Annotated in this window: 14 protein-coding genes; 7 read left to right on the top strand and 7 right to left on the bottom strand. The window is 68.0% G+C overall.

All coding sequences use genetic code 11. The features are described from left to right. Nucleotides 1–83: 83 nt before the first annotated feature. The 4 genes from K2X73_RS11410 to K2X73_RS11425 form a co-directional block, all read right to left on the bottom strand. Complete coding sequence (locus tag K2X73_RS11410; protein WP_365980613.1) at nucleotides 84–2,753, bottom strand: PAS domain-containing protein; 2,670 nt, start codon at nucleotides 2,751–2,753, stop codon at nucleotides 84–86. Between the two features lie 104 nt (nucleotides 2,754–2,857). Beyond that, nucleotides 2,858–5,953, bottom strand: a complete 3,096-nt coding sequence (locus K2X73_RS11415; protein ID WP_294110971.1) for an efflux RND transporter permease subunit — start codon at nucleotides 5,951–5,953, stop codon at nucleotides 2,858–2,860. Next, nucleotides 5,953–7,005 (bottom strand): efflux RND transporter periplasmic adaptor subunit, encoded by a 1,053-nt coding sequence (locus K2X73_RS11420; protein ID WP_294110974.1) that lies wholly within the window; start codon nucleotides 7,003–7,005, stop codon nucleotides 5,953–5,955. The genes K2X73_RS11415 and K2X73_RS11420 overlap by 1 nt, the downstream gene beginning before the upstream one ends. 72 nt (nucleotides 7,006–7,077) lie before the next feature. Then, on the bottom strand, nucleotides 7,078–7,710 hold the full coding sequence (locus K2X73_RS11425; RefSeq protein WP_294110976.1) for a TetR/AcrR family transcriptional regulator: 633 nt from the start codon (nucleotides 7,708–7,710) through the stop codon (nucleotides 7,078–7,080). Nucleotides 7,711–7,756: 46 nt separating this feature from the next. On the opposite strand from K2X73_RS11425, the gene K2X73_RS11430 reads away from it, so the two are divergent. The 7 genes from K2X73_RS11430 to queE all read left to right on the top strand — a co-directional run bounded on the left by K2X73_RS11430 (nucleotide 7,757) and on the right by queE (nucleotide 15,455). Further along, entirely contained in the window at nucleotides 7,757–9,196 is a 1,440-nt protein-coding gene (locus tag K2X73_RS11430) for an efflux transporter outer membrane subunit (protein ID WP_294110978.1), read from the top strand. Between the two features lie 73 nt (nucleotides 9,197–9,269). Continuing rightward, nucleotides 9,270–9,959 carry an alpha/beta hydrolase gene (locus K2X73_RS11435; protein ID WP_294110979.1) on the top strand — a complete coding sequence of 230 codons (690 nt, stop codon included), beginning with the start codon at nucleotides 9,270–9,272 and terminating at the stop codon, nucleotides 9,957–9,959. Further along, complete coding sequence (locus K2X73_RS11440) at nucleotides 9,956–10,303, top strand: GCN5-related N-acetyltransferase (protein WP_294110981.1); 348 nt, start codon at nucleotides 9,956–9,958, stop codon at nucleotides 10,301–10,303. Before K2X73_RS11435 ends, K2X73_RS11440 begins: the two co-directional genes overlap by 4 nt. 27 nt (nucleotides 10,304–10,330) lie before the next feature. Next, a complete protein-coding gene (locus K2X73_RS11445) occupies nucleotides 10,331–10,648 on the top strand; it encodes a hypothetical protein (RefSeq protein ID WP_294110983.1) in 318 nt (105 codons plus the stop codon). Nucleotides 10,649–10,763: 115 nt separating this feature from the next. Next, complete coding sequence (gene uvrA / locus K2X73_RS11450) at nucleotides 10,764–13,721, top strand: excinuclease ABC subunit UvrA (protein ID WP_294110985.1); 2,958 nt, start codon at nucleotides 10,764–10,766, stop codon at nucleotides 13,719–13,721. A gap of 421 nt (nucleotides 13,722–14,142) precedes the next feature. After that, complete coding sequence (gene queC / locus K2X73_RS11455) at nucleotides 14,143–14,829, top strand: 7-cyano-7-deazaguanine synthase QueC (protein ID WP_294110987.1); 687 nt, start codon at nucleotides 14,143–14,145, stop codon at nucleotides 14,827–14,829. Further along, nucleotides 14,826–15,455 (top strand): 7-carboxy-7-deazaguanine synthase, encoded by a 630-nt coding sequence (gene queE / locus K2X73_RS11460; RefSeq protein WP_294110989.1) that lies wholly within the window; start codon nucleotides 14,826–14,828, stop codon nucleotides 15,453–15,455. Before queC ends, queE begins: the two co-directional genes overlap by 4 nt. On the opposite strand, the gene K2X73_RS11465 is transcribed toward queE, so the two are convergent. From K2X73_RS11465 to lipB, 3 genes are all read right to left on the bottom strand, one after another. Continuing rightward, nucleotides 15,417–16,139, bottom strand: coding sequence for a hypothetical protein (locus K2X73_RS11465; RefSeq protein WP_294110990.1), 723 nt, complete (start codon nucleotides 16,137–16,139; stop codon nucleotides 15,417–15,419). The genes queE and K2X73_RS11465 overlap by 39 nt on opposite strands. Nucleotides 16,140–16,353: 214 nt before the next feature. After that, the gene (locus K2X73_RS11470; RefSeq protein WP_294110991.1) at nucleotides 16,354–16,644 is read right to left on the bottom strand and encodes a hypothetical protein; all 291 of its coding nucleotides are present in this window, start codon (nucleotides 16,642–16,644) and stop codon (nucleotides 16,354–16,356) included. 101 nt (nucleotides 16,645–16,745) lie between these two features. Beyond that, nucleotides 16,746–17,390 (bottom strand): lipoyl(octanoyl) transferase LipB, encoded by a 645-nt coding sequence (gene lipB, locus K2X73_RS11475; RefSeq protein WP_294110993.1) that lies wholly within the window; start codon nucleotides 17,388–17,390, stop codon nucleotides 16,746–16,748. Nucleotides 17,391–17,452: the final 62 nt, after the last annotated feature.

The following is a 17,452-nucleotide window of genomic DNA, read 5'->3' on the forward strand; positions in this document are numbered from 1 at the left end:
AGAGCCGGTGGTAGCTCACCCCTGCGGTCGGGGTCGCCGCCGAACCTCGGCCTTCGCGGGGCACGGGAAGCTGTGGAAGCCGTTCACCCTTCGAGCACGTCGCGCACCTTCTGCGCCAGCGCCTGGTAGGTAAAAGGCTTGGCGATCATTTCCACCCCATGATCGAGCCGCCCGGCATGAACGATCGCGTTGCGGGTATGGCCCGAGGTGAAGAGCAGCTTCAGCCCCGGCTGGCGCGCCCGCGCCGCGTCGGCGAGCTCGCGCCCCGACATGCCAGGCATCACCACATCGGTGAACAACAGGTCGACCACTTGCCCCTGGCGCTCGAGCAGTCGCAGAGCTGCCGGTCCATCATGCGCTTCCAGCACTTTATATCCCAGGTCGCGCAGGCATTCGGCGGTATAGGCGCGCACATCGTCGTCGTCCTCGGCGACCAGGATCGTCTCGGCATAAAGGCTGGTCTCCAGCCCGGCGTGCGCCGTCTCCTCGAACGCCACCGCTTCGCCCAGCAGGCGCGGCAGGTAGATTTTTACGGTCGTGCCATGGCCTTCCTCGGAATAGATTTTCACATGCCCGCCCGATTGCTTGACGAAGCCATAGACCATCGACAGGCCAAGCCCTGTGCCTTTTCCGACTTCCTTGGTGGTGAAGAAGGGCTCGAACGCCTTGGCGATCAGCTCGCGCGGCATCCCGGTGCCGGTATCGGTGACGGCGAGGACGACATAGTGCCCGGCGGCGACCTCCGCATGGTTGGCGACATAGGCCTCGTCGAGCCGGGCATTGGCAGTCTCGATCGTCAGCCGGCCGCCGCCGGGCATCGCATCGCGCGCGTTGACCGCCAGGTTCAGGATCGCCGACTCGAGCTGGTTTGGATCGACCTCGACGCGCCATAGCCCTGGTGAGGTGACGATCTCCAGCTGGACCGTCTCGCCCAAGGATCGATTAAGCAGGTCCGACATGCCGAGCACGAGCTTGTCGACATCGATCGGCTTGGGCGCGAGCGGCTGGCGACGGCTGAAGGCGAGCAGCCGCTGGGTCAGCGTCGCGGCGCGATCCGCACCCTTGCGGGCGCTTTCGAGTACCCGCCGCGCGCGCGGCTCGCCACCAACGCCGTCGAGCGCGCGGAGCGCCAGTTCGATATTGCCGACGATCACCGTCAGCAGATTGTTGAAATCATGGGCGATCCCGCCGGTGAGCTGCCCCACCGCTTCCATCTTCTGCGCTTGGCGTAGCGCTTCCTCGGCGCGGGCACGCTCGGTGACTTCCTCGATCACCCGGCTTTCCAGCGTCTCATTGGCGAGCTGCACCTGCTGGAACAGCCGGGCATTGTCGATCGCGATCGCCGCCTGGCCGGCTAGGCCCAGTAGCAAGGTCTCATCGCGAGCGCCGAAGCGGCCGGGCTCGGGATGGCCGAACAACATCGCGCCGATCACTTGGCCGCCGCGTGACACGACGGGCACCGCCAGATAGCTCCGCACCGGCAAATGCCCAGGCGGCATCCCGCGATGTGGGGCGTTGTGGCCATAGGCTTGGTGCGTAAGGACATCGTCGCAGCGCACCACCGCCTTGCCGCTGAAGGTGGGCTCGAACAGTCCGGTGGGGCGTGGCATCGGGAAGTCAGCGAACGCCTCGGGCGTGGCGCCTGACAGTGCGTACAGCATGTACGGCCCCTCGGCCGCCCGGTAAAAGAACGCGCCATGCGCCGCGCCGGTCAATTCGGTACCGGCATCGACCACCGCCTGGACGAGGCGATCGACGTCAAGCTCGGCCGCCAGCGCCGCGCCGGTACGGTTCAGCGTTTCGAGCGAGCGCGTCTCCTGCTTCAGCGCCGCCTCGGCACGCTTCAAATCGTCGATATCGGTGCAGGTGCCATACCAGCGGGTGATCGCGCCGCTCGCGTCGCGTACCGGCTGCGCGCGGCCGATCACCCAGCGATACTGGCCCGAGCGGTGCCGCAGCCGATATTCGATATGATAGGGCGCGCCGGTCTCAAGACTTTGGCGCCACACCGCCCAGGCGCGCTCCTGGTCTTCCGGATGGAACATGCCGTTCCAGCCCTCGCCATCGGTCGATCCATAGGGGACGCCGGTGTATTCGTACCAGCGATCGTTGTAATAGTCGTGGAAGCCATCGGGCCGGGTCGACCAGATCATCTGGTCTATCGAATTGACCATCGCGTGCAGCCGCGCTTCGCTATCGGCGCGGGCGGTGTTGGCGTGGTGGCGATCGGTGGTCTCGGCAAGGATGCAGATCACCCCCGCCGGAGTGCCATCGTCGCCGAGGACGGGTGAGTAATCGAGATCGAACCATACAGCTTCGGGCGGACCGTGGCGGTAGAGCGTCAGTTCGTGATCGCGGTAAGCGAGCGTCTCTCCAGCAAGGCCGCGGCGCATCGCGTGATCGTTGAAATCGGCGACTTCGGGCCAGCCTTCACGCACTGGAGCACCAAGAAGAGCAGGATGGCGGCCGCCGGCGATCGCTGAATAGCCGTCATTATAGAGCATTACCCCCGCTTCGCCCCACAACAGGACCATCGGAACAGCGGAGCGTAGCATCATGGAGGTCGTGATGCGTAGGCTTTGCGGCCAATGCTCGATCGCCCCGATTGGGTTCGCCGACCAATCGCGGGCGGCGATCAGCACGCTGCACTCACCGCCGCCCGCCAGAAAATCCGGGGCCGCGGCGGAGACGGCGCGGGGGGCCGTGCCGTCTAGTTGAGGTTGCTGCATCCCGGCAATCAGTCCTGTAGTCACGCGCCCCCGCCCGTAACCTCCTTTCCGCACCTAGTTTGCGGCTCCGCGCAATCACCTATGTTAAGTTTCGCGAGAATTGCTCCCTTCGCTGGTATGGCGCCGGCTCAACCGGCCGCTGGTACCAATCCCGCCGCCGTCTGTGCCGCCTCTTCCCGCGGCAGCCGCTGCCAAAGGGCATAGAGCGCTGGCAGGAAGAACAGGGTGAGCGCTGTGCCCATCAACGTGCCGCCGATCAGCACCACTGCGAGCGGTCCCCAGAAGCTCGAGAAGGTTAGCGGCAGGAAGGCGAGCACAGCGGCGAGCGCGGTAAGGATTACTGGCCGCGCGCGGCGCACGGTCGCCTCCACTACCGCCTCGCGCTTGGTGAGGCCGCGCGCGACTTCGATATCGATTTGATCGACCAGGATCAGCGTATTGCGCATTAGGATGCCGGCCAAGCCGATCAACCCCAGGATCGCATTGAAGCCGAACGGATTGCCGGTAAGCAGCAGCGCTGGAACCGCACCGACTAAGCCCAGCGGCGCGGTCGCGAAGACCAGGAAGGTCATGCGGAACGAGCGCGTTTGCAGCATGATGACGAGCAGCATCAACCCGACCATGATCGGGAAAATCGGCGCGAGCGCGGCATTGGCCTTGCCCGATTCCTCAATGGAGCCGCCGGTCGTGATCGCATAGCCGACTCCAAGTTTCGCTTTGATCGGCGCGAGCTGGCGTTCGAGCGCGACGCTGACGTCGGGCGGCTGGACCCCATCGCGTACATCGGCGCGCACCGTCATCGTCGGCACCCGGTCGCGGCGGAGCAGCAGCGGGTCTTCATAATCGGGCACCAATCGCGCGACCGAGGAGAGCGGCACGGCCGCGCCGCCAGCGCCGCCGATCACGATGTCGCCCAGCGCCTGCGGCGCGCGGCGTTCCTCGGCGGGCAGTCGGACGACGATGTCGGCGGTGCGGTTCCCTGTGCGCAGCTGCGCGACGGTGGCGCCCGAGATCAGACCGCCGATCTGTCGCCCGACGCTCGCCGGGTCGAGCCCGAGCTGGCGCAGCCGTTCCTGATCGAACACCAGCCGCATCGTCGGCGCGCGCTCGCCCCAATCGAAATTGACGTCGCGGACATCAGAGTTGGCCCGCATCACCTGCGCCACCTGCTCGGCGATCACGCGTAACCGCTGCGGATCGGGACCCGAGACACGGAAGTTCACCGGGAAAGGCACCGGCGGACCGAACAACAGGCCGAGCGCGCGCACCCGCGCCGCCGGATAGGCTCCCGCCGCCGCGCGCGACTGGACATAGCGTTGCAGCCGGAGGCGCGCCGCCGCGTCGGGGGTTTGAACAATCAGCTTGGCGAAGCTGGGGTCGGGCAGCTCTGGGTTGAGCGCCAGGAAGAAGCGCGGGGCGCCGGCACCGATATAGCTATCGACGAAGCGCGCTTCGGGTCGCGCGCGCAGGTCGCGTTCGATCGCCTCCGCCTGGGCGCGGGTGGCATCGATGCTCGATCCCTTGGGCAGGCTGACCTCGACCAGCAGCTCGGGCCGGTCCGACGAGGGAAAGAATTGCTTGGGCACTGCGACAGCCATGCCGACGCCCGCCAGCAGGAACGCGATGAGCGTCGCGAGCACCACCCGCCCGCGATCCTGGACGCACGCCGCCACCCAGCGCCGCAGCCGCTGGTAGCGCGGCGTCGCATAGATGGCGTCATGCCCGCCTTCGACCTGCTTGATCTCCGGCAGCATCTTCACCCCGAGATAAGGGGTGAAATAGACCGCCACGAGCCATGACACGATCAGCGCGAAGCCAACGATCCAGAAGATGTTGCCGGCATATTCGCCCGCGCTCGATTGCGCGAAGCCGACGGGGACGAAGCCGATGATGGTCACCAGCGTGCCGGCGAGCATTGGCGCCGCGGTCGCGCCCCAAGCATAGGTCGCGGCCTCGATGCGGCTCAGGCCCTCCTCCATTTTCACGACCATCATTTCGATCGCGATGATCGCGTCATCCACCAGCAACCCAAGCGACAAGATCAGCGCCCCCAGGGTGATGCGATCGAAGTCGCGCCCGGTCGCCAGCATGATCACGAACACGCAGGCGAGCGTTACCGGTACAGCGGCGGCGACGACCAGCCCGACGCGGAAGCCGAGCGCGATCAGGCTCACCACCATCACCACGCCGAGCGCGACCGCGAATTTCAGCATGAACTCGTCATATGCTTCGGCGATGTTCCGCGCCTGGTCCGAGATCTGAGTGAGCGTGATGCCGAGCGGTAGTTCGGCGCGCAGGCCGCGCAGCTCCTGTTTCAGCGCGCCGCCGAGCTTGGTGCCGTTGTACCGCTCGCGCATGATCACGCCGAGCATCACCGCTGGCGCGCCTTGGTGGCGGACGAGATAGGTGGGCGGGTCTTCATAGCCGCGCTTCACCTCGGCGATGTCGCCCAGCCGGAACGAGCGGCCTTGCGCGGCGATCGGGGTCGCGCGGATCGCGTCGAGATCGTCGAACTGGCCGGTTAGCCTCAGCTGGATGCTTTGTGCGGCGGTTTGCACCTCCCCGCTCTGCTGGAGCTGATTCTGCTGCGTGACGGCGTTCAGGATCGCGTCGGGGCCGATGCCAAGCGTCGCGAGCCGGCGCGAGGGTAGCTCGATGAACACGCGCTGCTTCTGTTCGCCGATGATGTTGACCTTCTTGACGCCCGGCACTTTGAGCAGCCGTTCGCGCAGCGTCTCCGCGTGGGCGACGAGCTGGCGCTGCGGCATTCCCTGCGCCTGCAGCGCGAACAGCGCGAAATAGACGTCCGAATATTCATCGTTGAAGAACGGCCCGATCACGCCGCGCGGCAGGTTGGCGGCCTCGTCGCTCAGCTTCTTGCGGACCTGATAGAATTCGTCGGGCACGGCCTGGGGCGGGGTGGTATCGCGAAACCCCACGGTCATGTTCACCTGGCCGGGCCGCGCCTGGGTCTCGACCCGGTCGTAATAGCGCAGCTCCTGCAGCCGCTTCTCGAGCCGGTCGGCGACCTGGTCCTGCATCTCGCGCGCGGTCGCGCCGGGCCAGAAGGCGGTGACGGTCATCACCTTCACGGTGAAGCTTGGGTCTTCGGCGCGGCCGAGTTGCAGGAAGGCGAACAGCCCGGCAAGCACGACGCCGATCAACAGAAACAGGGTGACCGACTGTTCCTTGACCGAGGCGGCAGAGAGGTTGGGCAGCGCCATCAGCGCGCCTCCAGCCGGACTTGTTGCCCTTCGCGCAGCAGCTGCGCGCCGAGCGCGACCACGCGCTCGCCCGAGCGCAGCACGCCGGGAGCAAGGCGCGCGGTTTCGGCGGTGAAGCCAAGCACGCGGACCGCGCGGCGGTGGACGCGCTTGTCGGCGCCGACCACCCACACACCGGCCCCGCGCCCGCGTTCGGCGAGCGCGGCGAGCGGTACTTCGACCGGCGCTTCCCCGCCGCCGAGGCCGAGCGCGAGCGTCACGGTCGAGCCGAGCGGCGCGGCATCGGGCGCTGTCGCCAGCGTATAGCGCGCGGCATAGGTGCGGGTGAGGGGATCGGCGCTGCCCGCGACCTCGCGCAGCCGGGCGGCGACCCGCGCGCCGCTGGCATAGAGATCGGCGCGCGCGTCCCGCGGCAGCCTCGGCAGGGCAGCCTCGGGCACCGCCACGAGCGCCTCACGCGCGCCCGCGCGCGCCAGGCGCAGCACGGGGGCGCCCGCGGCAACCACTTGCCCCGGTTGTGCGAGAACATCGGTGACCACGCCATCGCTATCGGCGACGAGCAGGGCATAGCCGCGCTGGTTGGCGGCGTCGGTCGCCTGCGCGCGGGCGGCGGCGAGGTTGGCGGCGGTCGAGCGTTTGGCGGCGAGCGCTGCGTCATAGGTTGCGGCGGCGGTGGCGCCGGCTTCGACCAGACCCTTCAATCGTGCTTCATCAGCGGCGGCGCGGGTGGCATCGGCCTCGGCGGCACGGAGGCGATCGGCGGCAGCGCGCGCGGCGAGGCCGAGGTCGGTGGGATCGAGCCGCATCAGCGGCTGCCCGCGCCGCACCCGCGCGCCGGGATCGACCAGCCGCTCGGCGATCTTGCCGGGGACGCGAAAGCCCAGATCGGCCTCGATCCGCGCCCGCACCGTACCGGTATAGCGCGCATCGTCGCCGGCCGCCGTCGCGACCACCATCGTCTCCACATAGGGAGGGCGCGCGGGTGGATCGGCCCGGCCACCGCATCCCGCCACCGCCAGCGCCACGCCGCCAGCCGCGATCACCCGCATCATTCGTCATACTCCCGACCTGAGTCGGTGACGGAGATAACGCGGCGGCGTAACGGTGAAAAGTGAAAAAGAGGACTATTCGTTATTTTTTACAAGCGCGCGGGTGAGGAGCATCACCAATCCCGCCGCATTGGCCTCCAGATCGCCATTGCCATTGGCCTCGATCATGAAGGGGTGCCAGACGGCGTTGAGCGCGCAGAGCATCGCCCCCGCGAGCATGTCCGCGTCCCCCGGGGTAAAGCGGCCGCTGCGCTGGCCCTCGATCACCACATGGCGCAGCGCGCCACGCAGCTGTTCGACGAAGGCGTCCACCGTCGGCCAGCGTTCGGCTGTCGCCACCACGCATAGCCGGTGCAAAATCTCGCCGCTGAACAGGATGCTGCGGGTGGCGCGCATCACTTCCAAAATCAGCGTTTCCAGGGCTTTTTCCGCGTCTTTCGGCGCGTTCCGCGCACAGGTCCACGCGATATCCTCGATCACCCGCAGCTTGCGCAGCGCGATCGCCTCATCGATCTCGCGGCGGTTGGCGAAGCTGCGATAGAGGTTCGCGGCCGACATGCCGAGCTCGCGCGCGACATCGGTCATCGTCGTCTTTTCAAAGCCAAGCCGATCATAGAGCCGCTCGGCGGTATCGAGGATTTCCTCGCGCCGGTCGACGCTCGGGCGGCCCGGTCGACGCGGTTCCAGAACGGACGCATTGCTTTTCATGAAAAAACCTGTATCTCGTCACCATTCACGAATCAAGGACGTTGCGATGATCCGTTTCCAGCGCTCAGCCAACCGCTTGGGCCTGCTCGCGTTCCTCGCGCTCGGCGCGTGCGCCGGCAAGCCCTATGCGCGCCCAGAAATGGCATTGCCGCAGCAATTCCGCAACGCGCCGAGCGCGGCGGCTATGGTGGCGGTCGATCCGCGCTGGTGGCGCAGCTTTGGCGATCCCGTGCTCGACCGGCTGGTGGACCAGGCGCTGAGCGATTCGCTCACGCTGGAGGTCGCCGCCGCGCGGCTCGATCAGGCCGCCGCCGGACTGCGCGCGGCGCGGGCGAGCCGGCTGCCGCTCCTCAACGGCCAGGTCAGCGCGACCGAGCAGCGCGCCTCGATCGCGGATCAGGTGGGGCAGGGTGTGTCGCGGGCGCCCGGTTTCCAGCGTGCGGCGGATGTCTATAATCTCGGGCTTTCGGCGAGCTGGGAGATCGACCTGTTCGGCCGCCTCGCCGCCGCTAATCGCGCGGCGCGCGCCGATCTCGCTGCTGCCCAGGCCAATGTCGCTGGCGCGCGGCTCACCGTCGCGGCCGAAGTCGCCAGCGCCTATCTCGACGCGCGCGAGCTGCAGGCGCGGCTCGCGGTCGCCAAGGCGCAGGTGGGCACGCTGGGAGAGCTAGACCGGCTGGTGAAGCTGCGCGTGGCCCGCGGAGTCGCGGCGCGGCTGGAGGGGGACCAGGCGGCGGCCGATCTCGCCGGCGCCCAGGCCGTGATCCCCGCGCTCGAGGCGGCTCTGGAAGCGCAATACAATCGGATCGACGTGCTGCTCGGCCGAGTGCCTGGGGCCGCCCGCGCCGACCTCGGCACCGGTGCCATCCCCACCGCGCCGATAATCAACGCCGAGGGCGGCCCGGCGGCTTTGCTGTTCCGGCGCCCTGATCTCGCCGCCGCCGAGCGCGCGATCGCCGCCGCCGATGCCCGCGTCGCCCAGGCGCTCGCCGAGCGCTGGCCACGGCTCAACCTGGCAGCGGCGATCGGGGTGCTTTCGGCGGGCACGAGCAACTTGTTCACAGAACGCGCGATGCAGACGAGCGTGTCGGGCACGCTGAGCGGGCCGGTGCTCGATTTCGGCCGCAACCGCGCCAGCGTGGTGCGGGCGCGCGCCGTGACCCGCGAGGCCGTCGCCAACTATCGGCTGGCGGTGCTGAACGCCGCTGCCGAGGCGGAGAGCAACCTCGCGGCGCTTGCCCGGCGGCGCGATCAGGCGCAGGCGCTCGCGGAAAGCGCGACGGCGCTCGATCGCGCGCGGATCGCGGCACGAACCGCGTATCAGGCGGGGGCGGTGAGTTTGATCGAGGCGCTCGACGCCGAACGCCGGTTGCAGGCGGCGCAAGACAGCCTCGCCACCGCCCAGGCCGATAGCGCGCGCGCGGCGGTGAGCAGTTTTCGCGCGCTCGGCGGCGGCTGGCAGGCGGGGGAGCTGGCGCGGAAATAGTCGCGGCCCCGCGCAAACTGCTGCCAGCGGGCAATCGCTGGCGGCGGCGGCGCGGGGCGCTTACCTTGACGCCATGAACCACGCTCCCCCCAATCGCCTGCTCTGGGCCGCCGAATTGCCGCGCGGCGCCTTCACGCTCGGCACGCTGCTCGTGCGCGGGGTGCCCGCCGATGGTCCGCCGGGCGACGGGCGGTCGGTGCTGCTGATCCCCGGGCTCGGCATCGGCGACCGCGCGCTGGTGCCGATGCGGCGCTACCTGACGCGGCTGGGCTATGCCGCCGAGACCTGGGGTTTCGGGCGCAATCTGGGCGCACGCACCGTCGGCGCTGATAACGAGCGCGTCCACGCCCGGATCGAGGCGCTTGCCGCGCAGGCGGGGCCGGTGACGCTGGTCGGCGTTTCGCTGGGCGGGATCATGGCGCGGCTGGCGGCGCATCGGCTGGGGGCGGATAAGGTGCGGCAGGTCATTACCGTCGCGTCGCCCTATGCGGGTGGCCCGCGCGCGACCAATGTGTGGCGCGCCTTCCAGCTGCTGACCGGCGAGAAGATCGACGACCCGGCGCTCGCCGCGCGCCTCGCCGAGCTCGCCCGCCCGCTGCCGGTGCCGGCGAGCGCGATCTGGTCGGCGGGTGACGGGCTGGTGCAGGGCCATGCCTGTTACGATCCGCACAGCCGCGCGATCCGGCTGCGGGGCAGCCATTTGGGGATGCATTTCCGCGCGAGCGCCCTGCGCGCGGTGGCGGCGGAGCTGGCGCGCGGGTGAGCCGGGCGGCGCTCGAGGCGCGCTGGCTCGATCTGACGCGGCTCGCCCTGCCGGCGGTCGCCGCCGCGCGCGGCTGGCCGATCCGCGCCGATCATTGCTTCCAGCGCGTGCTGCTCGACGCGGCGTGCGGCGGGGTGTGGTACGATCGGATCGCTGGCCGACCCGCCTATGCCCATGCCCCAGCGCCGCTGCTCGCCGAGGCGGTGCGGCTGGGCGAGGCGGTGCTGGCGGGCGCGGTGGCACTTGCCCCGCTTAATCGCCAGTCACTCGCGTGGCGGCGGGTGGGGCAGGCAAGTCTATCGCAACAATCGGCTAGTAGCGAAGCGCTCCATCGCTTACTCTGATCAAGGTTCGGCTAATTGGAGGACGTGATGCTGCCCTTTCTCCTCGCGATCCAGACCGTCGATGCACCGTCTCAGCCCCGGATGAGCGGGCCGGTGCTGGTCGACGCGCAGGGCTGCACGCAATATGGCCTGCCTGATGAGGTCACGGTGTGCGCCAAGCGTGATCGCGGCGAGAGCTATCGCCTCGCGCCGCTGAACCAACGCTATGAGCAGAAGCGCGAGGGCTTGCCGCGCGCCGCGATCAAGCTGGGGCCGGTGCAGGCGAGCATCGACGCCAGCAGCGCGGCGTTCCCCAATGGCGCGATCAGCCAGCGGCTGATGCTGACGTTCAGGCTGCCCTTTTAGCGCCGGCACCGCGCTATGATTATGTTCGCCATCGCCTCACCGCTGGCGTAACAGGGACCGCGCCCCTATCTCTGCCTCTGGCCAAAACACCAGAACAGAAATAGAACCTTCCCCCATGCTGACTCACATCTCCGTCCGCGGCGCGCGCGAGCATAATCTGAAGGGCGTCGACGTCGATATTCCGCGCGACAGCCTCACCGTGATCACGGGCCTGTCGGGCAGCGGCAAATCGAGCCTCGCCTTCGATACCATCTATGCCGAGGGGCAGCGGCGCTATGTCGAATCGCTCTCGGCCTATGCGCGCCAGTTCCTGGAGATGATGCAGAAGCCCGATGTCGATCATATCGAGGGGCTCTCGCCGGCGATCAGCATCGAGCAGAAGACGACCAGCCGCAACCCGCGCTCGACGGTCGCGACCGTTACCGAGATTTACGATTATATGCGCCTGCTCTGGGCGCGCGCGGGGGTGCCCTATTCGCCCGCGACCGGGCTGCCGATCGCCGCGCAGACCGTCAGCCAGATGGTCGACCGGGTGATGGCGCTGCCCGAGCGCACCCGCGCGCTGCTGCTCGCGCCGGTGGTGCGTGGGCGCAAGGGCGAGTTCAAGAAGGACCTGGCCGAATGGCAGCGCGCCGGCTTCACCCGCGTGCGGATCGACGGCACGCTCTACGACATCGAGGAAGCGCCCGCGCTCGACAAGAAATATAAGCATGACATCGAGGTGGTGGTCGACCGCATCGTCGTCGGCCCCGATATCGCGACACGGCTGGCGGATAGTTTCGAGACCGCGCTGAAGCTGGCCGAGGGGCTCGCCTATGTCGACCTGGTGGATGCGACCGTGGCGGGGCTCCAACACCCCTCCCCTGAAGGGGAGGGGCTTGAGTCTAGAGTGAACGACGCGCACACGCCGTTCGTTGCGAGCGAAGGGGAGAGGGCTAGCGGCCTCAAAGGCGCCGGCATCCCCCCGAACCGCATCATCTTCAGCGAGAAGTTCGCCTGCCCCGTCTCGGGCTTCACCATCGCCGAGATCGAACCCCGGCTGTTCAGCTTCAACGCCCCCCAAGGCGCCTGCCCGGCGTGCGACGGGCTGGGTGAGAAGCTGGTGTTCGATGAGGAATTGGTCGTCCCCAACCATGCGCTCAGCCTAAAGAAGGGGGCGGTCGCGCCCTGGGCGAAATCGAACCCGCCCTCGCCCTATTACATGCAGGTGCTGGCGAGCCTGGCGCGCGAGTTCGGCTTCAGCCTCGACACGCCCTGGGAGCAGCTCAGCGAGAAGGTGCGCAGCGTCATCCTCTACGGCACCGATGGCAAGCCGGTGACGCTCACCTTCATCGACGGCAAGAAGACCTACGACGTCAAGAAGCCGTTCGAGGGGGTGATCGGCAATCTCAACCGCCGGATGCTCCAGACCGAAAGCGCCTGGATGCGCGAGGAACTGAGCAAATATCAGGCCGCGCACCCGTGCGAGACGTGCGGCGGCGCGCGGCTGAAGCCCGAGGCGCTGGCGGTGAAGATCGCCGGGCGCGATATTTCGAGCGTTACCCGCCTGTCGGTGGTCGACGCGCTGGCCTGGTTCGCGGCGGTGCCCGACAGCCTTTCGCCCCAGCATCGCGAAATCGCGCGCGCGATCCTGAAGGAGATCGACGAGCGGCTTGGCTTCCTCAACAATGTCGGGCTCGATTATCTCAACCTCGATCGCACCAGCGGCACGCTCTCGGGCGGGGAGAGCCAGCGCATCCGCCTGGCGAGCCAGATCGGATCGGGGTTGTCGGGCGTGCTCTATGTGCTCGACGAACCCTCGATCGGGCTGCACCAGCGCGACAATGACATGCTGCTCGCGACGCTGCGCCGCTTGCGCGACCTGGGCAACACGGTGCTGGTGGTCGAGCATGACGAAGATGCGATCCGCACCGCCGATTATGTGATCGACATGGGGCCGGGGGCGGGGGTGCATGGCGGCGAGGTCGTCGCGCACGGGACGCTGCCCGAACTGCTCGCGAGCAGCGCGAGCGTGACCGCCGATTATCTGAACGGCACCCGCCGGATCGAGGTGCCCAAGAAGCGGCGCAAGGGCAATGGCAAGAAGCTCACCCTGCACAAGGCGAGCGCCAACAATCTGAAGGGAGTGACCGCGGGCATCCCGCTCGGCACCTTCACCTGTATCACCGGCGTTTCGGGCTCGGGCAAATCGAGCTTCACCATCGACACGCTCTATGCCGCCGCCGCGCGCGCGCTGAACGGCGCGCGGGTGGTCGCGGGACGCCACGAAAAGCTCAGCGGCCTCGAACATCTCGACAAGGTAATCGACATCGATCAGTCGCCGATCGGCCGCACCCCGCGCTCCAACCCCGCGACCTATACGGGGGCCTTCACCGCGATCCGCGACTGGTTCGCCGGGCTGCCCGAATCCGCGGCGCGCGGCTACAAGCCCGGGCGCTTCAGCTTCAATGTGAAGGGCGGGCGGTGCGAGGCATGCCAGGGCGATGGCGTGCTCAAGATCGAGATGCACTTTCTGCCCGACGTCTATGTGACGTGCGACGTCTGCCACGGCGCGCGCTACAATCGCGAGACACTGGAAGTGAAGTTCAAGGGGAAGTCGATCGCCGATGTGCTCGACATGACGGTCGAGGACGCGGTCGAGTTCTTCAAGGCGGTGCCGCCGATCCGCGACAAGATGGCGATGCTCGCGGAGGTGGGGCTGGGCTATGTGAAGGTCGGCCAGCAGGCCACGACGCTGTCGGGCGGCGAGGCGCAGCGGGTGAAGCTGGCGAAGGAACTCGCCCGCCGCTCGACCGGGCAGACGCTCTACATCCTCGACGAGCCGACCACGGGCCTGCATTTCGAGGATGTGCGCAAGCTGCTCGAAGTGCTCCACGCGCTGGTCGAGCAGGGCAACACCGTCGTCGTGATCGAGCACAATCTCGATGTGATCAAGACCGCCGACTGGATCGTCGATCTTGGTCCCGAAGGCGGGGTGAAGGGCGGCGAGATCGTCGCGGAAGGCACGCCGGAACAGGTGGTTAAGGCCGAACGCAGCTATACCGGGCGCTATCTGGCACCGCTGCTGCGCTGATGACGCGCTCGCTCGGCCGTTAAGCCGGCGTTTAGCTGAGGCGTGCTAGCTACGGATTGTGTCTGTCATGGGCACGCTTTCCTCCCTAGGCTGTTCGCAAAGCCTTACTGGGCCGCTCTCTTAACCGGGCGGTCCTTCTTTTTGCGGGAAGCCCTCCGGCGGTATTCGCGCGGGGTGATGGGAACAGGGCGACCCAGTCCCTGTTTTATCTTCCCCGGCGCAGGCCGGGCCCAGGCGCGCGGCGGTGGGAAAGGCCGCGCTTCGTCCGCGATCGGCGGAAGGCTGGGCCCCGGCCTGCGCCGGGGAAGGATATGGCGAAGGGCGCGCGCACGACGCAGGCGAGACCAAGCGCGCGCCGCCGGCGCGGTTGCGCAATCCAGCCATTGCTGGACATCGGCACAATGCCTAGAGCGGCGGCGCTATGAACAATCAGCAACTGGCGGTCGTGCTGCTTTCGGGTGGACTCGACTCGATGGTCTCGGCGGCGCGCGCGCGGGAGGATGGGTTCGCGCTGCTCGCGTTGTCGGTGGATTATAATCAACGCCACCGCGTCGAACTGACGGCGGCGCGGCGGATCGCGCAGGCGCTCGGGGCGGCGCGGCACGTGGTCCTGCCGCTCGATCTCTCGGCCTTTGGCGGCTCGGCGCTCACCGATGACATCGCCGTGCCGAAGGGCGGGGTGGGGGCGGACATTCCGGTCACTTACGTCCCCGCGCGCAACACCGTGCTGCTGAGCCTCGCGCTCGCCTGGGCGGAAGCCGCCGGTGCGCGCGATCTGGTGATCGGGGTGAACGCGCTCGATTATTCGGGCTATCCCGATTGCCGCCCCGAATTCATCGCCGCGTTCGAGAGCATGGCGGCCCTCGCGACCAAGGCGGGGGTCGAGGGCGGGCGCTTCACCGTCCACGCGCCGCTTCAGCACCTGACCAAGGCGCAGATCGTCGGCGAAGCCGCGCGGCTGGGGCTCGACGCGGGGATGAGCTGGTCGTGCTACGATCCCGCGCCGGGTGATCTTCATTGCGGGCTGTGTGACAGCTGTCGCCTGCGCCAGCGCGGGTTCGAGGAGGCCGGACTGCCCGACCCGACGCGCTACGCCGCGCGGCCATGAGCTACGCCGTCAAGGAGATGTTTCTCACCCTGCAGGGGGAGGGGGTTCATGCCGGGCGGCGCGCGGTGTTCATCCGCTTCGCCGGCTGCAATTTGTGGAGCGGGCGCGAGGCGGATCGCGCGAGCGCGGTGTGCCGCTTCTGCGACACCGATTTCGTCGGCACCGATGGCGATGGCGGCGGCAAATTCGTGGACGCGACGGGGCTGGCTGGAGCGGCGACGCGGCTATGGGGGGACGCCGAGGGCGCTTTTTGCGTCCTCACCGGCGGCGAGCCGATGCTGCAGGTGGACGATGCGCTGGTCGAGGCGCTCCACGCCGCCGGCTTCACCATCGCGATCGAGACCAATGGCACGCTGCCGGTGCATCCGGGGATCGACTGGGTGTGCGTGAGCCCCAAGGCGGGGAGCGCGGTGGTGCAGCGGCGCGGCGACGAACTGAAGCTCGTCTGGCCGCAGCCGGGCAGCGACTTGGCCGTGATCGAGGCGTGGGATTTCCGCCACTGGCTGATCCAGCCGATGGACAGCGACACCGCCGTGGCCAATCGCGAAGCCGCGATCGCGCTGGTGCTCAGCCGCCCGAAATGGCGGCTATCGCTGCAAACTCACAAATTGCTGGGGCTGCGCTGAGCCGCTGGCATAGACGATCTCCTGGATCGGGCCACAGCGGCGATCGTCATATTCGTCGCGCTTGGTCCAGCAGATCGGTTCGAGCCGGGGCATCGCGTAGCGGTAGCTCATGCCCAGCCGGCCGGGGAAGAACTGCTCGCCGGCGGGCTTGAGCGAGTTGCGCAGCTCGCGCATCCGATTTTCGGCGATGCGATAGAAGCTGCCGCGTGGCAGGAACAGCGCATCGTGCGCGATCCCGCCCGCCGTTTGGCAGAAAGTCCGCTGGCCGCCGACGGTCGAGAAGCTCGAATAGATTTTGGTGCCATATTCGTCGAGCGCGCGCTGGCCGAGTGGCTTGCTTTTCTTCACCCGGGCGAAATAGCCGCCGAGCAGATCGAGCGATTGTTTGAGCTCGTCCTTGTGATCGAGCAGTAGCGCGTTGTAGCTGGGAACCGCGAGGAGTTGCGGCTCGAACTGGCATTGCAGTGCGGCGATGTTGAGCGCGGCGCGCATCGACCAGACGAGGCCGGCGCGCATCTCGGCAGGGGTGGCACCTGGCAGCGGCACCATGACCCCGGGCTCGTCGCCGCGCACTGGTGCGCCGCGCATGTCGGGACTTTTCAGGAAGAACTGCGCCTGAGCCGGCCCGGCGATGCCCGCCGCCGTCGATAGCGCCAACGCCGGCCCCCAAATTCGCAAACCCATCGCTGCCCCGCAGTTCCGAACACGCATTAACCGTCATGTTCCTTGCGCAAGCGGCGTCACGATGCAAGCGGCACGCGCGGCTAGGCGAGTCATCGGCGCGGCGGACCGAGGGCGCGCCATGGAACACTCAGGCGAAGAATGCGCCCATGAAAAAAGGCTGCCCCGGCGCTTGCCCGGGCAGCCCTTTCCCGAAAAACGTCTCGCGACGAGAAGCTTACTTCTTCTCGGTGGCCATCGCGTCGTTGCCCGAGGCCATCGCGTCGTTGCTGGTGGCCATCGCGTCGCCCGACGCCATCGCGTCGTTCGAGGTCATCATCGCGTCGTTCGAGGCCATCGCGCCGTCGGTCGAGGTCATGGCGTCGTTGCCGGTCGCCATGGCATCGGTGGTGTTCTCGACGGTGGTGTTCTCGGTGGTCGCGGTTTCGGTCTTGTTGCAGGCCGAGATCATGAGCGCCGCGCCGGCGATCATCGAACCGGTCACAACCTTGGCAATGAGTGCACGCATTTGTAGCTCCCTAGATAGTGGATTTGGTTGGGCGTTGGCCGCCTTAATACCCAAATCGGAGTGGACATTAGTCGGAACCGCGCGCCGCCTCAAGCCTCGATTTAGCGGCTGATAGGAAGAAGTGCTAGAAATCGCCCCAGTTCCGCCGCAAGCGCGCCATCGAGCGTGGCCGAATCGGTAGCGCGGCCAAGCGCTTGCAGGCTCGTTACAGGATATTGCGGTAGCCCGCACGGCACGATTCCGCCAAAATGCGCGAGATCGGGCGCGCGGTTGAGCGCAAAGCCGTGCAGCGTCACCCAGCGCCGCACCCGGACCCCGATGGCGCCGATCTTCGCCTCTTCGCCACCGTCGCGCGTCCAGATGCCGACCCGGCCCTCGGCGCGGAAGGCGCTCACCTCCAGCCGGGCGAGTGCCGCGATCAGCCAGGCCTCCAGCGCGTGGACGAAGCAGCGCACATCGCGCCCCCGCCGTCCCAGATCGAGCAGCACATAGCCCACCCGCTGTCCCGGCCCGTGATAGGTATAGCGCCCGCCGCGCCCCGCCGGGAACACCGGGAAGCGGCGATCGAGCAGCTCGGCGGGATTGGCGCTGGTGCCGGCGGTGTAGAGCGGCGGGTGTTCGAGCAGCCAGACCAGTTCGTCCGCCTCGCCCGCCGCGATCGCCGCCGCGCGTGCTTCCATTTCGGCGAGCGCTTGGGGGTAATCGGTCAATCCCGGCGAGACCCGCCATTCGATCGCTGCATCCATGGGGCGCCAGATGCGCCGCCGCGCGCCGGCTTGCAAGCAGTGGCGGGTGGACGCGCGATGCG

Origin of the sequence: Sphingomonas sp., assembly GCF_019746665.1 — a bacterium.
In the GTDB taxonomy this organism is placed as follows: Bacteria; Pseudomonadota; Alphaproteobacteria; order Sphingomonadales; family Sphingomonadaceae; genus Sphingomonas.

Coding starts and splice junctions, on each gene's coding strand:
- K2X73_RS11415 (WP_294110971.1), bottom strand. CDS start 5,953: ATGGCGCTGCCCAACCTCTCTGCCGCCTCGGTCAAGGAACAGTCGGTC.
- K2X73_RS11420 (WP_294110974.1), bottom strand. CDS start 7,005: ATGATGCGGGTGATCGCGGCTGGCGGCGTGGCGCTGGCGGTGGCGGGA.
- K2X73_RS11425 (WP_294110976.1), bottom strand. CDS start 7,710: ATGAAAAGCAATGCGTCCGTTCTGGAACCGCGTCGACCGGGCCGCCCG.
- K2X73_RS11430 (WP_294110978.1), top strand. CDS start 7,757: ATGATCCGTTTCCAGCGCTCAGCCAACCGCTTGGGCCTGCTCGCGTTC.
- K2X73_RS11435 (WP_294110979.1), top strand. CDS start 9,270: ATGAACCACGCTCCCCCCAATCGCCTGCTCTGGGCCGCCGAATTGCCG.
- K2X73_RS11445 (WP_294110983.1), top strand. CDS start 10,331: ATGCTGCCCTTTCTCCTCGCGATCCAGACCGTCGATGCACCGTCTCAG.
- uvrA (WP_294110985.1), top strand. CDS start 10,764: ATGCTGACTCACATCTCCGTCCGCGGCGCGCGCGAGCATAATCTGAAG.
- queC (WP_294110987.1), top strand. CDS start 14,143: ATGAACAATCAGCAACTGGCGGTCGTGCTGCTTTCGGGTGGACTCGAC.
- queE (WP_294110989.1), top strand. CDS start 14,826: ATGAGCTACGCCGTCAAGGAGATGTTTCTCACCCTGCAGGGGGAGGGG.
- K2X73_RS11465 (WP_294110990.1), bottom strand. CDS start 16,139: ATGGGTTTGCGAATTTGGGGGCCGGCGTTGGCGCTATCGACGGCGGCG.
- K2X73_RS11470 (WP_294110991.1), bottom strand. CDS start 16,644: ATGCGTGCACTCATTGCCAAGGTTGTGACCGGTTCGATGATCGCCGGC.
- lipB (WP_294110993.1), bottom strand. CDS start 17,390: ATGGATGCAGCGATCGAATGGCGGGTCTCGCCGGGATTGACCGATTAC.